General features: G+C 66.9%; 20 protein-coding genes and 1 pseudogene. 10 read left to right on the top strand and 11 right to left on the bottom strand.

Annotation, left to right across the window (positions count from 1 at the left end; all coding sequences use genetic code 11):
* The 3 genes and pseudogenes from NM2_RS40740 to NM2_RS40730 all read right to left on the bottom strand — a co-directional run.
* A pseudogene (locus tag NM2_RS40740) lies at positions 1-985 on the bottom strand (hypothetical protein); the annotation flags it as partial.
* A 381-nt stretch (positions 986-1366) separates the two neighbouring features.
* Positions 1367-2281: an SDR family oxidoreductase gene (locus NM2_RS40735; protein WP_067681329.1), complete on the bottom strand. Its 915-nt coding sequence runs from the start codon at positions 2279-2281 to the stop codon at positions 1367-1369.
* 37 nt (positions 2282-2318) lie between these two features.
* The gene (locus NM2_RS40730) at positions 2319-3113 is read right to left on the bottom strand and encodes an SDR family oxidoreductase (RefSeq protein WP_439956975.1); all 795 of its coding nucleotides are present in this window, start codon (positions 3111-3113) and stop codon (positions 2319-2321) included.
* A 52-nt stretch (positions 3114-3165) separates the two neighbouring features.
* Here NM2_RS40730 and NM2_RS40725 point away from each other — a divergent pair, with 52 nt between their 5' ends.
* The 4 genes from NM2_RS40725 to NM2_RS40710 are packed head-to-tail and all read left to right on the top strand — an operon-like array spanning position 3166 to position 6682.
* Positions 3166-3945: an enoyl-CoA hydratase family protein gene (locus NM2_RS40725; RefSeq protein ID WP_067681327.1), complete on the top strand. Its 780-nt coding sequence runs from the start codon at positions 3166-3168 to the stop codon at positions 3943-3945.
* Positions 3946-3951: 6 nt separating this feature from the next.
* Positions 3952-4830 (top strand): CoA transferase subunit A, encoded by an 879-nt coding sequence (locus tag NM2_RS40720; protein WP_067681324.1) that lies wholly within the window; start codon positions 3952-3954, stop codon positions 4828-4830.
* Positions 4827-5585 carry a CoA-transferase subunit beta gene (locus NM2_RS40715; RefSeq protein ID WP_067681321.1) on the top strand — a complete coding sequence of 253 codons (759 nt, stop codon included), beginning with the start codon at positions 4827-4829 and terminating at the stop codon, positions 5583-5585. Before NM2_RS40720 ends, NM2_RS40715 begins: the two co-directional genes overlap by 4 nt.
* Entirely contained in the window at positions 5582-6682 is a 1101-nt protein-coding gene (locus tag NM2_RS40710; protein WP_067681318.1) for an NAD(P)H-dependent flavin oxidoreductase, read from the top strand. Before NM2_RS40715 ends, NM2_RS40710 begins: the two co-directional genes overlap by 4 nt.
* 187 nt (positions 6683-6869) lie before the next feature.
* Here the strand turns inward: NM2_RS40710 and NM2_RS40705 are convergent, their stop codons facing one another.
* Positions 6870-7640, bottom strand: coding sequence for a helix-turn-helix transcriptional regulator (locus NM2_RS40705; RefSeq protein ID WP_067681315.1), 771 nt, complete (start codon positions 7638-7640; stop codon positions 6870-6872).
* Between the two features lie 144 nt (positions 7641-7784).
* Here NM2_RS40705 and NM2_RS40700 point away from each other — a divergent pair, with 144 nt between their 5' ends.
* Positions 7785-8954, top strand: a complete 1170-nt coding sequence (locus NM2_RS40700) for an FAD-dependent monooxygenase (RefSeq protein ID WP_067681352.1) — start codon at positions 7785-7787, stop codon at positions 8952-8954.
* Between the two features lie 4 nt (positions 8955-8958).
* Here NM2_RS40700 and NM2_RS40695 read toward each other — a convergent pair whose 3' ends face one another.
* The gene (locus NM2_RS40695; protein WP_067681349.1) at positions 8959-10920 is read right to left on the bottom strand and encodes a molybdopterin-containing oxidoreductase family protein; all 1962 of its coding nucleotides are present in this window, start codon (positions 10918-10920) and stop codon (positions 8959-8961) included.
* A gap of 190 nt (positions 10921-11110) precedes the next feature.
* Here NM2_RS40695 and thpR point away from each other — a divergent pair, with 190 nt between their 5' ends.
* Positions 11111-11722 carry an RNA 2',3'-cyclic phosphodiesterase gene (gene thpR / locus NM2_RS40690; RefSeq protein WP_369690361.1) on the top strand — a complete coding sequence of 204 codons (612 nt, stop codon included), beginning with the start codon at positions 11111-11113 and terminating at the stop codon, positions 11720-11722.
* Between the two features lie 157 nt (positions 11723-11879).
* On the opposite strand, the gene NM2_RS40685 is transcribed toward thpR, so the two are convergent.
* The 4 genes from NM2_RS40685 to NM2_RS40670 form a co-directional block, all read right to left on the bottom strand.
* Positions 11880-13031 carry an acetyl-CoA C-acetyltransferase gene (locus NM2_RS40685; RefSeq protein WP_067681309.1) on the bottom strand — a complete coding sequence of 384 codons (1152 nt, stop codon included), beginning with the start codon at positions 13029-13031 and terminating at the stop codon, positions 11880-11882.
* Between the two features lie 42 nt (positions 13032-13073).
* Positions 13074-13742: a TetR/AcrR family transcriptional regulator gene (locus NM2_RS40680; RefSeq protein WP_067681305.1), complete on the bottom strand. Its 669-nt coding sequence runs from the start codon at positions 13740-13742 to the stop codon at positions 13074-13076.
* Positions 13743-13803: 61 nt separating this feature from the next.
* Positions 13804-14535 (bottom strand): hypothetical protein, encoded by a 732-nt coding sequence (locus NM2_RS40675; RefSeq protein WP_067681302.1) that lies wholly within the window; start codon positions 14533-14535, stop codon positions 13804-13806.
* A 237-nt stretch (positions 14536-14772) separates the two neighbouring features.
* On the bottom strand, positions 14773-15132 hold the full coding sequence (locus NM2_RS40670) for an Rv2640c family ArsR-like transcriptional regulator (RefSeq protein WP_067681299.1): 360 nt from the start codon (positions 15130-15132) through the stop codon (positions 14773-14775).
* 97 nt (positions 15133-15229) lie between these two features.
* On the opposite strand from NM2_RS40670, the gene NM2_RS40665 reads away from it, so the two are divergent.
* The 4 genes from NM2_RS40665 to NM2_RS40650 are packed head-to-tail and all read left to right on the top strand — an operon-like array spanning position 15230 to position 17730.
* The gene (locus NM2_RS40665; RefSeq protein ID WP_084532057.1) at positions 15230-15709 is read left to right on the top strand and encodes an ArsI/CadI family heavy metal resistance metalloenzyme; all 480 of its coding nucleotides are present in this window, start codon (positions 15230-15232) and stop codon (positions 15707-15709) included.
* 6 nt (positions 15710-15715) lie between these two features.
* Positions 15716-16807 carry an ACR3 family arsenite efflux transporter gene (gene arsB, locus NM2_RS40660; protein WP_067681293.1) on the top strand — a complete coding sequence of 364 codons (1092 nt, stop codon included), beginning with the start codon at positions 15716-15718 and terminating at the stop codon, positions 16805-16807.
* Positions 16808-16822: 15 nt separating this feature from the next.
* Entirely contained in the window at positions 16823-17236 is a 414-nt protein-coding gene (locus NM2_RS40655) for an arsenate reductase ArsC (protein WP_067681290.1), read from the top strand.
* Positions 17233-17730 carry a GNAT family N-acetyltransferase gene (locus tag NM2_RS40650; RefSeq protein ID WP_067681287.1) on the top strand — a complete coding sequence of 166 codons (498 nt, stop codon included), beginning with the start codon at positions 17233-17235 and terminating at the stop codon, positions 17728-17730. Before NM2_RS40655 ends, NM2_RS40650 begins: the two co-directional genes overlap by 4 nt.
* Positions 17731-17975: 245 nt before the next feature.
* Here the strand turns inward: NM2_RS40650 and NM2_RS40645 are convergent, their stop codons facing one another.
* Together NM2_RS40645 and NM2_RS40640 are read right to left on the bottom strand one after the other, a co-directional pair.
* Positions 17976-19007: a WXG100-like domain-containing protein gene (locus NM2_RS40645; RefSeq protein WP_067681283.1), complete on the bottom strand. Its 1032-nt coding sequence runs from the start codon at positions 19005-19007 to the stop codon at positions 17976-17978.
* Positions 19004-19351: a hypothetical protein gene (locus tag NM2_RS40640; RefSeq protein ID WP_067681280.1), complete on the bottom strand. Its 348-nt coding sequence runs from the start codon at positions 19349-19351 to the stop codon at positions 19004-19006. Before NM2_RS40640 ends, NM2_RS40645 begins: the two co-directional genes overlap by 4 nt.
* Positions 19352-19355: the final 4 nt, after the last annotated feature.

Genomic DNA, 19355 nt, shown 5'->3' with positions numbered 1-19355 from the left:
GGGACGGCGGCGGTTGCAACAGCAGCAGAAGCAGCAGCGGGGAAGCGGCCGCGGCCGAACCCAGCGCCGCCGAACCGGTCAGCGCGGAACCCGTTCCGGCCAGCGCGGCGAGCGCGGAACCCGTCGCGGCGGAACCCGTTCCGGCCAGTCCGGCGAGCGCGGAACCCGTTGCGGCAGAACCGGTTCCGGCCAGTCCGGTGAATGCGGAACCTGTTGCGGCGGAACCGGTTCCGAGAATCGCGGCCAGTGTCGGCCCGACGGCGGAACCGGTGCCCAGCAGCGCCGCACCTGCGGCGGAACCCGTGCCCAGGAGTGTCGCGCCGGTGGCCGCACCCGCGGAACCGACTGCGGCGGAACCGGTTCCGAGCAACGTGGCGAGCAGCACGGTGGCGGCGGATCCGGTTCCGGCCAGCGCCGCACCGGTGCCCGCGGCCGCGGAACCCACTGCGGCAGAACCGGTTGCGCCGAGTCCGGCACCCGCGCCCGCGGCCGCCGACCCGGTTCCGGCCAGCGCCGAACCGGTGGTGGCCGCGGCCGAACCGACCGCCGCGGACCCGGTACCGGCCAATCCCACGGCGGGACCCGCCGCGGCCGAACCGACCGCCGCCGAACCCGTGCCGAGCACCACGCCCAGCAGACCCGCCAGACCTTCGACTCCGGCGGCCGGGGTGGGTTTCACGGGCAGACCCGGTACCGGACCGGCGGTATGAGCGGGCGCGGCACGGCGCGGCGCGGTGATCGACTGCGACGGCGACTGCCGCACGGGCGGGGAAGGCTGCGGCGCGGGGCGGGACTCGGTCGAGGCGCGGCCCGGGATCTTCAGGGGAATGCCCTGGTCAGGGTCTGCCGAACTGCCCGGGGCCGACGGACTGCACTGGGGACAGGGCGGGGCGGGCTGCGCCTGGGCGGCGAACGCCCCCAACAGCCCGTAACCGGCAGCCATACCGGTTACTGTCAGGACGCGCAGAATGCGACCTATGGCCATGCGCTTGCCTTCCCCTCATCATGTTCAGCGCAGATCTACACCCGGTCGCGAATCATCCGGGACCTCAACGGATGCCGATCATCATAACTGCGGGTTGTTTGCTCGCGCAGCGGGATCATGTGAGACATCCCACTTGTTCCGGTCGCCGCATATGTTTTGGCGGCCGCCGCGTTCACCGAGCGGCGACGGCCCTGGCAGCGAGCGCGTACCAGGGGCCCGGCGACCCGCGCGGGTCGCGACCCCGTCAGTTATCGCAACTGGCACAGGGATATTCGGCACCGAAATGTGTCCGGATCGTTGCCGGGGGAAGGGTCCGGCCATCGCGCGATCCGGGCCGCGCTGTCGTCCCGGGTCTCGCGGACCCGAGACGTGACGCGCGATTCACGCGCCGTAGACAGCCTCCGGCGGCGTCGCCTCGGCAATCAGCTCGCGCACCGCGGCGCCGACCTCGGCCGGTTCCCAGCGCGCGCCGCGATCGCGCGGAACGCCGTGCCGCCAGCCATCCGCGAGCGCGACCTTACCGCCCTCGACCTCGAACATCCGGCCCGTCACACCCGCCGAATCCGCGCTGCCCAACCAGACCACCAGCGGTGAGATGTTCTCCGGGGCCATGGCGTCGAATCCGTCCTCGGGCCTGGCCATCATGTCGGCGAACACCGTCTCGGTCATCCGGGTGCGCGCCGAGGGGGCGATCGCGTTGACGGTGACGCCGTAACGCCCGAATTCGGCCGACGCGGTGATGGTCAGCGCGGCGATACCGGCCTTGGCCGCGGCGTAGTTGCCCTGCCCGACGCTGCCCTGCAGGCCCGCGCCCGAACTGGTGTTGATGATGCGCGCGTCCACGGCGTTCCCGGCCTTGGACTCCCCGCGCCAGTACTCCGCGGCATGCCGCATGGTCGCGAAATGGCCCTTGAGGTGCACCCGCACGACCGCGTCCCACTCCTGCTCGGACAGGTTCACCAGCATCCGGTCCCGGACGATCCCGGCGTTGTTGACCAGCACGTCCAGCCCGCCGAAGGTTTCCACGGCCTGGGTGATCAGGCGTTTCGCGCCCGCCCAGTCCGCGACGTCGTCACCGTTGACCACGGCCTTGCCGCCCAGTTCGACAACCTCTTCCACCACCCGCGCGGCCGGGGAATCCGTGCGCGGGGTGCCGTCGAGTTCCGCGCCGATATCGTTGACCACCACATTGGCCCCGGCGGCCGCGAAGGCCAGCGCGTGCGCCCGGCCGATGCCGCCACCGGCCCCGGTCACGATGACGGTGCGTCCAGCGCAGAGCTTGTCTCGGTCAGCCATAATTTCTGCTCTCATTTCCCTTGTGGTGCGGTGTATTTCAACGCTGCGCGGCGGTCGGTTCGTTGACGGTCGCGGCGTCCAGGAAGGCCGGTCGCTCACCGCCGCCGTGTGCGAGCAGCGTGCCGCCGGTGACGTAGGAGGCCAGCGGTGAGGCCAGGAACAGCGCGCAGCGGCCGATCTCCTCGGGCGTGGCCAGACGTCCCAGCGGCACCGTCGCGCCGACCGCGTCGATTCCGGCCTGATCGCCGTAGTGCAGATGACTGCTCTCGGTGTGAACCATGCCCACGATCACCGAATTGATCCGCACCTTCGGCGCCCATTCGATGGCCAGCGAGGAGACCAGGCTGTCGATGCCCGCCTTCGCCGCACCGTAGGCCGCACTGCCGGGCGAGGGCCGGTGCCCGCTCACACTGGAGACCATCACGATCGAACCGCCTTCGGCCTGCTTCTGCATGACCGCGTTGGCGGCCTGCGAAACCAGCAGCGGGGCAAGCAGATTCAGATCGACGATCTTGGAGTGGAAGTTCTTGCTGGCGGTCGCGGCGGGGGCGAACGGCGCGCCTCCGGCGTTGTTCACCACATGATCCAGGCGGCCGTAGCGGGCCACGATCGCGTCGACGAGCGCGGTCACCGCATCGCCGTCGCGCACATCGCAGGGCAGATATTCGGCCGTACGACCCGAACTCTCCACCGGAGCGTCGGCCGGGCGTCGCGCGCAGGTCACCACGGTCGCCCCGGCGTCCAGGAAGACCCGGCTGATCCCGGCTCCCACACCCCGCACGCCGCCCGTCACGAGAACTACGGATCCGGAGAGGTCCACTTCTATTGCCACCGTGATAACCTACCAAGCACTTGCTTGTTTTGCCAACGATGGGACCATTGGGATGGGGATCAACCGTCACACCGAAACCGCGGGCGTCGAGGTCGTCACCGTCGACTACCCGCCGGTCAATGCCCTGCCGTCCGACGGCTGGTTCGCCCTGGCGGACGCGATCCGCGAGGCCGGGCGCGTCCCGGAGACCCGGGTGGTGGTGTTGCGCGCGGAGGGCCGCGGTTTCAACGCGGGCGTGGATATCAAGGAGATGAACGCCGATTCCGGGCACACCGCGCTGATCCGCGCCAATCACGGCTGCTTCGAGGCATTCGCGGCCGTGTACGACTGCCAGGTTCCCGTCGTCACCGCGGTCAACGGCTTCTGCCTCGGCGGCGGCATCGGCCTGGTCGGCAACTCCGATGTCATCGTCGCCTCCGATGACGCCACCTTCGGCCTGCCCGAGGTGGATCGCGGTGCGCTCGGCGCGGCCACCCATCTCGCGCGCCTGGTCCCCCAGCATCTGATGCGCACGATGTTCTTCACCGCGGGCAAGCTCACCGCGCAGCAGCTGCATCACTTCGGGTCGGTGTACAAGGTCGTGCCGCGGGCCGAACTCGACGCCGCCGCAATGGAAGTCGCGAAAAACATCGCGAACAAGGACGGGCGCGTCATCCGCGCCGCCAAGCGCGCGCTGAACGGGATCGACGTGCAGGACGTGCACCGCTCCTACCGTTTCGAGCAGGGCTTCACCATGGAGCTGAATCTGGCGGGTGTGGCCGATGAGATCCGGGCGCGGTTCGACGACGATCTGGCCGCCCAGAAGAGTTCAGCACAGCAGAAGGAGAAGTAGAAAACCATGCGCGACAAGCGAATTACGCTCGACGAGGCCGTCGGCGAGCTGCGCAGCGGTATGACGATCGGCATCGGCGGCTGGGGTTCGCGGCGCAAGCCGATGGCCTTCGTGCGGGCGCTGTTGCGTTCGGACGTCACCGATCTCACCGTCGTCACCTACGGCGGCCCGGATCTGGGTCTGCTGTGCTCGGCGGGCAAGGTACGAAAGGCGTACTACGGCTTCGTATCCCTGGATTCCGCGCCGTTCTACGATCCGTGGTTCGCCAAGGCGCGCACCGAGGGCGCGATCACCGTGCGCGAAATGGACGAGGGCATGGTCAAATCCGGTCTGCAGGCCGCGGCGGCCCGGCTGCCGTTCCTGCCGGTGCGCGCCGGATTGGGTTCCGCGGTCATCGATTTCTGGGAGGGTGAGCTGAAAACGGTCACCTCGCCGTACCTCACCGACGGCAAGGCCGAGACGCTCGTCGCCATGCCCGCGCTGAATCTGGACGCGGCGTTCTTCCATCTGGATCTCGGCGACAAACACGGCAATGCCGCCTACACCGGCGTGGACCCGTACATGGACGATCTGTACGCGCTCGCGGCGGACAAGCGCTACCTGTCGGTGGATCGCCTCGTGGAGACCGAGGAATTGGTGAAAACCGTTCCGCAGCAGGCACTCATCCTCAACCGCATGATGGTCGACGGTGTGGTCGAGGCCCCCGGCGGTGCGCACTTCACCTTCTCCGGCAGTTACCGGCGCGACGAGAAGTTCCAGCGCCACTACGTGGAGGCCGCCAAGACGCCCGAGTCGTGGGCCGAGTTCAAGGCTCGCTATCTGGACGTGCCCGAGGACGAATACCAGGCCGCCGTCAAGGCTTTCGACGAGGAGCAGAACCAGTGATAGAGGCGAACACCGTCACCCGCGCCGAGATCTGTGTCATCGCCTCGGCCGAAATCTTCCGTGGCGCAGGCGAAATCATGGCCTCGCCGATGTCCACCATCACCACCATCGGCGCCCGGCTCGCGCGGCTGACCTTCGAACCGGACCTGCTGCTGTCCGACGGTGAGGCGCTGTTCTTCGCCGAGGTGCCGCCGATCGGCGGCAAGGCTCCCGTCGAGGGGTGGATTCCGTTCCCGAAGGTGTTCGACGTGGTGAATTCCGGTCGCCGCCACGTAGTCATGGGCGCGAACCAGATCGACCGCTACGGCAATCAGAACCTGTCCGCGTTCGGCCCGCTGCAGCAGCCCACGCGGCAGATGTTCGGCGTGCGCGGGGCTCCCGGCAATACCGTCAACCACCCCACCAGCTATTTCGTGCCCCGGCACACCAAGCGGGTGTTCTGCGACACCGTGGATATCGTCTCCGGAATCGGTTACGACAAGGTCGATCCCGAGAATCCGGCGTACCGGTTCCACCACCTGCACCGGGTGGTGTCGAATCTGGGCGTGTTCGACTTCGGCGGTCCGGACCACACGCTGCGCGCGCTGTCGCTGCATCCCGGCGTGAGCGCCGAGGAGGTCGCGGAGAACACCTCGTTCGAGATCGCGGGCCTGGCCGAGGCGGGCGAGACCCGGCAGCCCACCGACGAGGAACTGAACATCATCCGGAATGTCCTGGACCCCAAGGGCATTCGCGAGAAGGAAGTACAGTCGTGAGCGGGCCGGCGCGGCCACGGCTGCGGACCCCGCTGACCGAACTGGTCGGTATCGAGCATCCGATCGTGCAGACCGGCATGGGCTGGGTGGCCGGTCCGAGCCTGGTCGCGGGCACCGCCAACGCGGGCGGGCTGGGCATCCTGGCATCGGCGACGATGACCCTCGCCGAACTCGAGGAGGCCATCGCCAAGACGAAGGCCAAGACGGACAAGCCTTTCGGCGTCAACATCCGCGCCGACGCCACCGACGCGCCCGACCGGATCGAGCTGATGATCCGCGAGGGTATCAAGGTGGCCTCGTTCGCGCTCGCGCCCAAGAAGGAGCTCATCGCGCGCCTGAAGGACAACGGCGTGGTGGTCGTCCCGTCGATCGGCGCGGCCAAGCACGCGGTGAAGGTCGCCTCCTGGGGCGCGGACGCGGTGATCGTGCAGGGCGGTGAGGGCGGCGGCCACACCGGCCCGGTCGCCACGACCCTGCTGCTGCCCTCGGTCCTGGACGCGGTCGATATCCCGGTGATCGCGGGCGGCGGTTTCTTCGACGGTCGCGGCCTGGCCGCGGCGCTGTCCTACGGTGCGGCGGGCGTCGCGATGGGCACCCGTTTCCTGCTCACCCAGGACAGCAGCGTGCCCGATTCGGTGAAGCAGGAGTACCTGCGCCGCGGCCTACAGGACACGGTCGTCTCCCGCAAGGTCGACGGCATGCCGCACCGCGTGCTCAACACCGATCTCGTTGACCGCCTGGAACATTCGGGCAGCTGGCGCGGCCTCACCGCCGCGATCGGCAATGCCGCGAAGTTCAAGTCCATGACGGGCATGAAGTGGTCCACGATCATCCGCGACGGCCTCACCATGCGTAAGCAGAAGGACCTCACCTGGTCCCAGGTCATCATGGCGGCCAACACCCCCATGCTGCTCAAAGCCGGTCTGGTCGAAGGCAATACGCAAGCCGGCGTGCTCGCCGCGGGTCAGGTCACCGGCATCATCGAGGATCTGCCCACGGTGGCGGACCTGATCGACCGCATCATCGACGAGGCCCTCGCCCGCATCGACGCCCTCGCAGCCCTCCGCGACCAGGAAACCACCACCCCCACAACGTGATCGGCCCTTTCACCGATCACCGCGGGCCGCCCCGACCACCTCTCGCGGGGCGGCCCGCACTTCGCGGACGCACAACCACGATCCGGATTCGACACCGCCACGTGATCGATGACAACCCGGCGCGGACCGTCACATCCATGCCCGCCACCGACGCCAAGTCCCCGGCCAGGAGTCTGCGGACTGCCGGTCACTGCCGCTGGATTCGATGCAGCACGAGATACTGATGCGGAGTGTCCAAGGCCGCCAACAGCTCGAAGTCGAGCCTGATCTCGCCGAGTTCCTCGTGGTGGATCCACTTCTGCTTCTGTTCGGGCACGCCTATCTCGTGCCGGTTCCACAGCTCGGCGAACGCGGGGTTCCTGGCCGAGACGTCCGCAAGTAGCGCGGTGGTCACCGGATCATTGTCGGAGGCCGGGCCGATCATGCGGCGAATGCCGCCGACGAAGAACCGCGCGAACTCGTCCCAGTCCGCCCAGATCCGCGGGGCGGCCGGATCCAGGAACAGCATGCGCAGAATGTTGTCCGAGATCTCGAAACGTTCGAAGAGCTGCTGCGCCGACCGATTGCTCGCCAGCACATCGCTGCGGTGATTCACGATGTAGGCCGGGCCCAACTCCCACGAGTGCATGACCAGCGACAGGAATTCGTTGAGTTCCTCGCGAGCGCCGGTCGGCTTGATTCGCGTGGCCGGGGGCGGGGTGACCAGGCCGTGCAGGTAGCTGGTCTCGGCCGTCGACAGTTCCAGCGCGGTCGCGAGGGCATCGAGTACCTGCGGCGACGGGTTCCGTTCCCGGCCCTGCTCCAGCCGGACGTAATAGTCCGAACTGATGGCCGCGCGCGTGGCCACCTCCTCGCGACGCAGCCCAGGTGTCTGCCGTCTGCGGTGCATCGGGTCCGGCGGGGGCTGCACGGCCGCGCGGCGGGCGCGAAGAAACTCCCCCAACCTGTTCGCTGGCACAGCGCCGATATTAGCCCGGTTCCGCTGCCCGGCCGTTTGTCGTGGGTGCGGTACTCCTAGGAGCGACCTGTCCTGGTGTGGACAGGGCCGGCGGGAAGAGGCTGAGTGGGACGGGACGGGTTCTGGAAAGAGAGGCTGCGGATCATGAGTGGACTACGAGTCGCGATCGTGGGAGCCGGCATCGGCGGTCTCACGGCCGGGATCGCGCTGCACCGGCGCGGAATCGACGTGACGATCTACGAGAAGGCGCGCGAACTCCGGGAATTGGGCGCCGGGGTCGTGATCGGAGCCAACGGCGCCCGGGTCTACGACAGCCTGGGCCTGCTGGATTCCATCGCGGCCATCGCCGGAAAGGCCTCCACGGTGACGATGCAGACCTGGCAGGGCGAGCCGCTGCCCGGGTACCGGCCGCCGTATCCGGCGTCGGAGACGTATTCCCTGCACCGGGCGGAATTCCAGAACCTGCTGGTGGCCGCGTTGCCACCCGGCACGGTCCGGCTCGGCCGTGAGTGCGTGGCCGCAGTCGAGGACGACCACGGGGTGCGGATCGACTTCGCCGACGGCTCACACGAGCGCGCGGACCTGCTGATCGGCGCCGACGGCATCCACTCGGCGATCCAGCCGCTGGTGGGCATGAAGAGCGACCCGGTCAGCGAGGGAATCATGGCCTACCGCGGGCTCATCCCGGCCGACCGCCTCGACGGCATCTACGACATGGGCCTGTGGTCGCTGTGGGTCGGGCCCGGGCAGAGCTTCCTGACCTATCCGGTGTCGGACGGGGCGCTGCTCAACCTCGTCGCGTTCGTCCCCACCGACCTGGACATCGAGGAAAGCTGGAGTGCGCCGGGCGATGTCGCCGCCCTCGCCGCGGCCTACGACGGCTGGCACCGGCAGGTCCGGGACGTCATCGCGGTCATGGACCGCACCTTCCGCTGGGGAATCTACGACCGCGAGCCCATGGCGCGCTGGTCCACCGACCGCATCACGCTGCTGGGCGACTCGGCCCACGCGGTGACCCCGCACCTCGGGCAGGGCGCGAACCAGTCCGTCGAGGACGCCGTCACGCTCGCCGTGCTACTCGAAAATGCCTGTGCCGCAGATATTCCAGCGCGGTTGCGCCGCTACGAGGAGCTGCGTATCGAACGCAATCGGCAGGTCCGCGAGGGCGCCCGGGAGGCCGGGCAGCTATACCGCTCGACCCAGCTCTCGCCGGGGCAGCAGGGCGACCGGATCGTCGCCATCTACGACCAATTGGAACTGCGGACCTACGACGCCGAGCAGGTAGCGCACCGGGCCCTCACCGCAGGGGTGTGACGGCTCAGCGGCGCGTGATCTCCACCCGGTTGTCGTGGAACACAGCTCCACCGGCGAAATCCGAATCCCGTTCGGCGATGGTCGCATTCACGGTCGAGCCGTTGGTGAACTTGGCCCAGCGACCCTTGGTGGTGGCCGCGACGCCGGGTCGGACTCGGTCGGAGACCTCCGCTACGGCTTCGAAGGCGCCGCGGGCGTTGGCGACCAGGACCGGTGTGCCGTCGGCGATATCGCGTGCGGCCGCGTCGTTCGGGTGAATGGTGATGCGCGATTCGCCCGCGCGGCGGCGCAATTCGGGGTTCGAGCCGAACGTGGTGTTCAGAAAGTAGTGTGGCGCGGCGGATATCAGCACCAGACCGGTTCCTGGGTCGGCGGGTGGGGTGTAGGTGGGTAGCGGGTCGTGCCCGGCTCGTTCGGCGAGAGGGGAGGTGAAGTTGATCTTCTCGATGGGAACCGGGCGAGGCTCGATCTTGAGGAAACCATCCGATCGCAGGCGGTCGATATCGTAGCCCTGCAACACGATTCGGAGCAGTTCCTCGTCCGAGTCGTACAGCGCCGGTTCGGTCAGCCCCATGCGCCGCGCGAGCCTGCGGAACGTCTCCGTCGTGGACAGACATTCGCCGGGCGGCTCGACCGCCTTCTCGTTCCACACCAGGTACAGATTCCCGTAGGCCGCCACGAAATCCGTGTGCTCGGGCTGCATGGTGGCGGGCAGCACGATATCGGCGTAGTCGACGGTATCGGTCGGAAAGTGTTCCAGCACAACGGTGAACAGGTCCTCGCGCGAGAGGCCCTCGATCACCGCGCGCTGTTCGGGATTGGATCCCACCGGGTTGGCCGCGATCACGAACAACGCCTTGACCGGTGGATCGGCTGCCTCGAGCAGCCCCGCGCCCACCCGCGTCTGCGATAACGTCCGCACCGGATTCGGCAGCAGATCGAACCGCGCCAGACTCGGCACGTCGAGCTGGAAATGCCCCGACGTCGAATAATGCAGTCCCCCACCGCGAATCGCCCAATCGCCGGTGACCGCGGGCAGGCACGCCATGGTGCGCAGCGCCATCCCGCCACCGGCATGCCGCTGGATCCCCTGTGACGCCCGGATCGCGGTGGGCCGGGTGCGCGCGATCCGCGCACCCAGTTCCACGATCCGCTCGACCGGCAGCCCGGTGATCCCGGCGACTCGATCCGGCGTGAATTCCATTATGCGACTGTGGAATTCATCCCATCCCACGGTGTTTTCGGCGAGATAGCCCGCATCGTGCGCCCCCATCGATACGATGACGTTCATCAACCCGAGCGCCAGCGCCGCGTCGGTACCCGGCATCGGCGCGAGGTGCTCGTCGCACCGTTCGGCGGTCCGGCTGCGCACCGGATCGATCGCCACCGTGTACGCCCCGCTGTCCTGGATGAACTTCCAGATGTGATGCCCCGAGGTCAGCGGATTGGTCCCCCACAGCAGCACCAGTTCCGAATGCGCGAAATCCTCCGGATCCATCCCCCCGGCCGTGCCGAGCGTGTACTTCAGCCCCGCCGACCCCGCCGCCGAGCAGATCGTCGGATCGTGCAGCGAGGCGCCCAGCACATTGAACAGCCGCCGTACCGCGAATCCCTCCGTGCCCTGGATGTAGCCCAGATTCCCGGTCCCCAGGAACGGCCAGATCGCTTCTCCCCCATACTCGTCGATGATTCCGTGCAGCCGCTCGGCGATCTCGTCCAGCGCCTCGTCCCACCCGATCCGCTCGAATCGCCCCTCCCCCTTGCGCCCGACCCGCCGCATCGGATAGCGGATCCGATCCGGCGCGTTCAACTGCTCGAGATACCGATTGACCTTCACACACAGCGCACCCCGGGTCACCGGATGCGCCTTGTTGCCCCGCATAGCGACCGCGACGCCGTCCTCGACGGTCACTTCCCACGAGCAGCCGTCGGGACAATCGAGCGAACACGCCCCGAGCACCTTCATTCGATCGATCGTAGCGAGCAGATCGGCCACGCTGTTCGCCCCCGAGCCCACGCACCGGGCATGATCGGCCCGTTCACCTGGTCCGGGACGCGCGGGAACGAGTTCGATTCCCGCTGAGCCCGACATCGAGTACCACTCCGGCCACACGCGCCCCCGGAACGGCGGGAGTGCGGTCACACGTCGCTGTAGCATGATCGAAATCCGGAAAGCGAGGTTGCCCGCGATGTCGGAATCTTTACGTCTTTTCCTGGCCGTCGAGCCCGATCCGGAATTACGCCGAGGTCTCTCCCGGATAATCGACGAGCTGAAACGAGAACCGCGGGGAGATCACGTTCGGTGGGTGCGATCGGAAAATCTGCACCTCACGTTGCGATTCCTCGGTGCGGTCGCGACCGAGGACGTCACCGGAATAAGCAGCCTCATCCGCACCGCAACCGGAAAAATAGGACCGTTCCACGTGCAGGTGGACACTATCGCGCCTTTCCCGTCACGAAAGTCGCCGCGCGCCGTCGTCGCGAACATCACTCCCAGCTCGGAACTCCTCGAACTCGCGGCCGCCCTGGAAAAGACCGCCAGGAGTGCGGGTTTCGCCCGGGAGAAACGCCCTTACGCACCGCATATAACGCTGGGACGACTGACCGGATCCCACACACCACCGCTGCGCGAGGCCATGAATGCGGACCTCGAGCCCCTGACGGTCGACAAAATCACCCTCGTGAAGAGTGAACAGATCGAGCATGCCCGCAGATACACACCGCTGGAGTATTTTTCACTGCGAGAGCCCTCGGACGAGGGAGTTTAAGATACCGCCCTCGGGAATCGAGTCCGACTATTCACACCGGATCGCCATAGACCTGATTCGAGCCGGTCCGCCGGAAAATCGGCTCGACGAAATGTGTTGTCCGCCAGAACTCATGGCACCGGGCGGCCCGGTCCGAGACCGGGCCGCCCGATGAATCTCAGCTCAGCCGCTCGATAATGGTGACGTTGGCGGTGCCGCCGCCCTCACAAATGGTCAGCAGCCCGTATCGCCCGTTGACCCGCTCGAGCTCGTTCAGCAGCGTCGCGAACAGCTTCGCCCCGGTCGCGCCGAGCGGGTGGCCGAGGGCGATCGCGCCGCCGTTGACGTTCACCTTGTCCGGGTCGGCTCCGGTCTCCTTCAACCAGGCCAGCACGACCGAGGCGAACGCCTCGTTGATCTCGATGACGTCGATGTCCTCGATGCTCAGCCCGGTCTTCTCCAGCGCCCACTTGGTCGCCGGGATCGGTGCGGTGAGCATGTAGATCGGGTCCGCGCCGCGCGCGCTGACGTGGTGGATCCGCGCCCTCGGCTTCAGCCCGTATTCGGCGACGGCCCAGTCCGAGGCGAGCAGGGTCGCGCTGGCGCCGTCGGAGATCTGGCTGGCGACCGCGGCGGTCAGGCGGCTGCCCTCGCTCAGCGGCTTGAGCCCGGCCATCTTCTCCAGCGTCGTCTCGCGCGGGCCCTCGTCGATCCAGAAGTCGCCGACCGGGACGATCTCGCGGTCGAAAGTGCCCTCCGCGATGGCCTTTCGGGCCCGCTCGTGGCTGCGCAGCGCCCAGCGCTCCATATCCTCGCGGCTGATATCCCACTTCTCGGCGATCAGCTGCGCGCCGTTGAACTGCGACACCTCACCGGTGCCGTACCGGTGGTCCCAGCCCTGCGCGCCGACGAACGGCGAGTCGAACCCGTACTCCTTACCGGCGAGCATGGCCGCGGAGATCGGAATCGCGCTCATGTTCTGCACGCCGCCCGCGACGATGACCTCCGCGGTGCCGCTCATGATCGCCTGAGCGCCGAAATTGATTGCCTGCTGGCTGGATCCGCACTGCCGGTCCACCGTGACGCCCGGCACGTGCTCGGGATATCCGGCGGCCAGCCAGATGGTGCGGCCGATATTTCCCGCCTGCGGGCCGATATTGTCCACACAGCCGACGATCACGTCGTCCACCGCACCGGGGTCGATCGCGTTGCGCCCCAACAGACCCTGCAATACCGCGGCGCCGAGATCGGCCGGGTGCACACCCGAGAGCGCACCACCGCGCTTACCGACCGGCGTGCGCACGGCATCGACGACATACGCCTCCCGCACGGGCGAGTACTGGCGACGGGACGGTGCTGACATGGAGGGCTCCTACTTGCCTTGCTGGAGTGTGGATTTCGCGCCGGGTTCGGGATTGGTGAGACCATCCAGAACAATGGTCAGATACTGCTTGGCCAGATTGTCCACGGTGATGCGGCCGCCGGGCTTGTACCAGCGCACGGACACCCAGACGGTGTCGCGCAGAAAGCGAAGGGCCAGTTCGGTATCGAGCTCGGGACGGAAATCGCCGTCCTGCACGCCCTTTTCGAGCACTCGCCGCCACAGCTCCCGGAACTCCCGGTTGTACTGGTCGATGTATTCGAAACGTGCTGCGCCACTGAGCCTTTTGGCCTCGGCCTGATAGATGGCCACCGCGGCATGCGACCGGTCGAACGATTCGAAGGATGCGATGACCAACGCCTCGAGCGTGTCACGCGCGGGCAGACCGGCCGCGTCGATCTCCCGATACCGCGCGAACAGCTCGTCGAGGAAGCCGCGCAGGATCTCGTCCACCATGGATTCCTTGGAATCGAAGTGGTGGTAGAGACTGCCGGACAGGATTCCGGCGGCGTCGGCGATATCGCGGACCGTGGTCGCACGCAACCCACGCTCGGCGAACAGAGCTGCCGCGATGGCGAGCAGTTCGTTGCGACGTGCGGATTTGGATGCGTCGGGTGCGGGCACCCGCTCATAGTACAACCAAGCATTTGCTTGGTCCATGGCGCCTTCGGCCTCCGCTTCGTTCCGGCTGTCCGACGCTACGTCCGCATCGCCCGATGGTTCATCGCACCGAATAGCGCAGCGGCGAGGATACCGACAGGTCCGCGAGCAGCCGATCGCAGATCGCCACCGGCGAAACTCCCGCCCGCGCCATCCGCGCGACCATCGCCAACCGCCGTTCGCAACTGTCCCATTCGACGGTCAGCGCGCCGCGTCCCGGCCCCGCGTCGACCGTCGCCAGCACCCGCGGCGGCCCGCTCGCGACGGGCTCCTCGATCAGTTTCAGCACCATCCCCCGCTGCCAGGCCCGATAGGTGTCCATATCCGCGCCGTCCACCAATTTGTCCGTCGCCGCACACAACCCCTCGGCGATACCGTCGGCGAAGGCCACGTGGTCGTACCGGAATTTGCGACACCGCCGCACCACCGCGAGCAGATCCGATCGCACCTCGCACAGCAGCAGCGTGCGCTGACGTCGCCGCCGATCCTCCTCCGACTCCGCTCCCCCGGGCCCGGCCAACAGCTCGATCCGCGCCGCCCGCGCCCGATCACGAGCCATATCGGCCCGCAACGCACACCGTGGATCGCGGGCGACCTCGTCCTCATCCACCGCGTACTCCTCGAGAATCTGCGCAGCCCGCATCGCGGCGACATCATCCGATTCGTGATCGAGAAGTTCCGCGCCCAGCGCCAGCGCGGCCATCACCTTGCCGTCCAGCCGCCTTCGGGCCAGTACCACTTCACGCACCAGCTCGAGTTCCAGCTCTTCGTTGTCACGGTGGTCCAGACCCATGGCCGTGGTCCCTTCGAAAAATCTTCGCCGAACCGGCCTACTTCAGGATCGCACAATCCGGGGTGGTCAGCGCCACTGATTTTCGAACACCCGGCCTCGCTCCGGCGACCTCGACCGAGTCCGCCTCACCGCCGACGAGCGCGCCTCCCCGGGCTCAGGCGGAACGCGCCTTCACCTGCTCCGCGGTAGCGGCGACGATCGCGGTTTCGACAATGGTGGCCATACCTGTTCCCCTGGTCAGCAGCAGCAGTTGGGGTCGAGCACGACGCACAGCGCGGAGAGCGCGTCACGCTTGGGCCGATGGACGACGTTCATGCCGATGCGTTCGGAGTCGACGAGCCCGGCCTTGCGAAGCTGCCCGAGGTGGTGGCTGACCGTCGATTCGGACAGCCCGACCGCGGCGGCAAGGTCGCCGCCGTTCTCGCCGGTCTCGGGAGTGGCCAGCAGTAGCGACATCAGTTTCACCCGGACCGGATCGGCGAGGGCTTTGAGGCGCAGGGCGACTTCGAGCGCGGCGGCATCGTCGATCGGGCCCGCGGCCACCGGCGCGCAGCACACGGGTGCGGACATATCGATCACGGGCAGAGCCTTGGGCATGACTCCCACGGTACCTACTGTGTTGACATATGTCGAAAAGGTGCAAGACTCGGGGATGCCCTAGTTTTTCGACATATGTCTCACTATGGAGGTTCTGATGTCGCGCATCCAACTAGCACTCAACGTCGACGACCTCGAGCAGGCGATCACGTTCTATTCCACGCTGTTCGACACCGAACCGGCCAAGCGCAAGCCCGGCTATGCCAACTTCGCCATCGCCGAGCCACCGTTGAAACTGGTGCTGCTCGAGAACACCGGCCAGGGCGGCACGATCAACCACCTCGGCGTCGAGGTCGAATCCTCCGAGCGGGTCCACGGCGAGATCGCCCGGCTGTCGCAGGCGGGGTTGTTCACCGAGGAGCAGATGGCAACCACATGCTGTTTCGCCACCCAGGACAAGGTGTGGGTGACCGGCCCGAACGCGGAGAAGTGGGAGGTCTACACCGTCCTCGCCGATACCGAGAACTTCGGCGCCGCACCGGAATTCGCCGCCGATGATGCCGCGGCGGCGCAAGCGTGTTGCAGTACCGGGAGTTCGTGCTGCGGCACCGGCACCGAGGCCGAGGCGCCGAGGTAATCCGCGATGACCACCACGAACGCTCATCCAGAAGTAGCGAGAAAACTGTCCACCCTGGACAGATTCCTCCCCGTCTGGATCGGCGTGGCCATGGCCGCCGGACTCCTGCTCGGCCGCCTGATCCCCGGCCTCGGCAACGGACTGTCCGCGGTGCGGGTGGACGGGATTTCGCTACCGATCGCGATCGGCCTGCTGATCATGATGTACCCGGCGCTGGCCAAGGTCCGCTACGACCGCCTCGGCACCGTGACCGGCGACCGCCGTCTGCTGCTCGGCTCCCTGGTCCTGAACTGGCTGATCGGTCCCGCACTGATGTTCGCCCTGGCCTGGCTGCTACTACCGGACCTGCCCGAATACCGAACGGGACTGATCATCGTCGGCCTGGCCAGATGTATCGCGATGGTGATCATCTGGAACGACCTGGCCTGCGGCGACCGTGAGGCCGCCGCGGTCCTGGTCGCGTTGAACTCGATCTTCCAGGTCGTCATGTTCGCCGTACTGGGCTGGTTCTACCTCTCGGTGCTGCCCGGCTGGCTGGGCCTGCCGCAGACCACGATCCACACTTCACCGTGGCAGGTCGCGAAATCGGTACTGATCTTCCTCGGTATCCCCCTGGTCGCCGGATTCCTCACCCGCCGATTCGGAGAGCGGGTCCGTGGCCGTGACTGGTACGAACACACCCTGCTCCCGCGTATCGGACCGTGGGCGCTGTACGGACTGCTGTTCACGATCGTGATCCTGTTCGCGCTGCAAGGACACCAGATCACTGCTCGCCCATGGGATGTCGTGCGCATCGCGGTCCCGCTGCTGGCGTACTTCGCGATCATGTGGGGCGGAGGTTACCTCTACGGCCGCATGATCGGTCTGAGCTACGAGCGCACCACCACCCTCGCATTCACCGCCGCGGGCAACAACTTCGAGCTCGCCATCGCCGTCGCGATCGCCACCTACGGCGTCAGCTCCGGCCAAGCTCTCGCCGGAGTCGTGGGTCCGCTCATCGAGGTCCCCGTCCTGGTCGGCCTCGTCCGCGTCTCCCTGGCGTGGCGAAATCGGTTCCCTCGCAACCCTGCCCAGCTCAGTGCCGCTGTCCACGACTGAAAGCGCACCCCGCCGATGCTTTCCACACCCAGCGTGCTGTTCGTATGCGTCCACAACGCCGGGCGCTCTCAGATGGCCGCCGCATTCCTGACCCACCTCGCCGCGGGCCGTGTCCAGGTCCGCTCCGCGGGTTCCGAGCCCGCCGACCAGGTCAACCCCGCCGCAGTGCGGGCCATGGCCGAGATCGGCATCGACATCTCCACCGAAATCCCCAAGGTCCTCACCGCGGACGCGGTCGAGTCTTCCGATGTGGTGATCACCATGGGCTGCGGTGACGCCTGCCCGTTCTTCCCCGGAAAGCGTTACCTGGACTGGAAACTCGACGACCCCGCCGGGCAGGGCATCGACGCGGTCCGCCCCATCCGCGACGAGATCGAACATCGCATCCGCGCCCTGCTCCACGAATTGGGCATACCGTCGGCGTCATGAGCCACGGCATCCGAATCGAAGCGATGCGCCCCGAGCACGCAACCCAGGTGCTGGAGATCTACCGACTCGGCATCGACAGCGGCGACGCCACCTTCGAAACCCACGCCCCGACCTGGGAGAAGTTCGATACCACCAAACTGACCGAACACCGCTACACCGCCCTGGACGGCGACCGCGTGCTCGGCTGGGTAGCGGTCGTCCGGGTGTCGGACCGCCGCGCTTATGCGGGCGTGGTCGAGCACTCAGTCTACGTCCATCCCGACGCCCGCGGCCGAGGAGTCGGCCTGGCGCTGATGACCACACTGCTGAAATCCACTGACACCGCGGGCATCTGGACAGTGCAGTCGGGCATCTTCCCCGAGAACACCGCCAGCCTGGCCCTGCACAGGAGGGCGGGCTTCCGCGTCATCGGCACCCGTGAACGTATCGGCCGGCACCATGGCCGCTGGCGCGATGTCATCCTCATCGAGCGACGCAGCCCCAGCATCGACTGAATGCTGCTGCGGGGACAGGAGATGCGCTGTGCGTGTCGCGGATAATCGGGATATCGACCGCATGCCGAAATTGTCGCCCCGATCGTCCCCGGTTGCGGATACAGCGGCATGAAAGGATCCGTCCTGGTACTCGGCGGTCCGGATGATCACCCAGCGAGCTCACCGAGCCGGTGAACGAATCTTGTTGCGACTCGGATCAATTGCTCCTCGGGAGCGGGCGGAAATCCCGCAGACGGGCTCGAGGGTCAGATCGGCGGCAAGTCGAGGCTGTTCATGGTCTGCTGAGCCTGCGCACCGTTCGCGGCGGAATTCTTATGCAGCTTCTGCACATCCTGGAGCAGTCGCTTCGCCCGGCTGTCCGGACCGTCCACGGCCTCGTCGGCGACCCCGTCCCCGACCTTGCCGAGCTTGTCGTCGAACTTCTTCTTCGCCTCCTTGTCCTTCTTCTTCTCCTCGTCGCTCTTGCCCTCGTCCTTCTTGCTCTTCTCGTCGTCCTTGTGGTGGCTGTCGCTCTTCGACCCGTCGGAATGCTCCGACGTCGAGTCGTCCTTGGCGTGGCCGTCCTTGTGCGTACTGGTCAACGGGTTCCACTTGTGCTGCTCGTCGACGCCGACCTCCTTCAGCGCCTTCTTCGCCTCACCAGCGACAGCACTCGAAATCGCCGTGTGCGCACCAGCTTCGCCGACCTTCGTCCAGTCGATACTGTCCCGCAAACCGAGTTCCTTCTCGGCGACCTCCCATGCGAGTTCCTCACCCAGCCCCTTGGCGAGCCCCTTGAATGCCTCGATCACCGTATCTTTGATGATCTTCATCAGCAGCTTCTTGACCGCCTGCTGGATGATCACCCGAGTGACCGCCTCGGCGCCGGCGGCCTCGGCCATACTCGCGCCGAGTGTCTCGATCGCGGTCGCGGCGGCGATCGCGAGATTCACGGCGAGCTCGGCCATCGCGGCGATCGCAAAGAGCTTGTAGCCCTTGATCAGCACGCTCATGATCTTGCAGGCTCTGCCCAGCCCCTGACACAGTTCGACGAGCTGCTCCATGTGCTTGCTCGCACCCGTCCAGTAATCCTGGAAGGAATCGTGCGTCTCGCCGTCGATGTGCCGGGCCAGCGATGTGGCGGCCTCGTCTCCGCTGTCCTTGATCTTCTGGAGAGTTCCGGCCATGTCCTCCCAGTGGGTTCCCATGGTGGCCAAGGCATCTTCATCGCATTTGGGCCAACGACATCCGACGAGCGTCGCCACCGGCTCGAGGTAGCTGGGTATCTCGATGGTCATCGGTTACTTCTTCCCCCATCCATCACCGATTTCATCTTGGTCAGCGCCTCGGAGAGCGATTCGTCGACCGATTCGAGCGAATTCGCGACGGTTGCGGTGTTCGTGGACAGCCCCGACAGATTCTTCACCACCTTGCCGAACTCCTCGACCGCCTTCTGGGCCATGGGCAGGTAATTGTCCGAGAACGCCGTGCCCAAGTCGTCGTCACCGACTTTCCCGAAGAGTGCGCCGACATCGCTGACCAGCTGCCGCACTTCGGTTTCGAGTTCCTTGCTCAGCTCCTCGAAGCGCGGGACGTGCTTGCGGAATTCCTCGAGTTCGATCTGGAAGTCGTTGCCGCTCATCGGT

The sequence above is a fragment of the Nocardia miyunensis NBRC 108239 genome (assembly GCF_001613065.1).
Lineage (GTDB): Bacteria > Actinomycetota > Actinomycetes > Mycobacteriales > Mycobacteriaceae > Nocardia > Nocardia miyunensis.
This window is presented reverse-complemented; position numbering and strand designations above follow the sequence as displayed.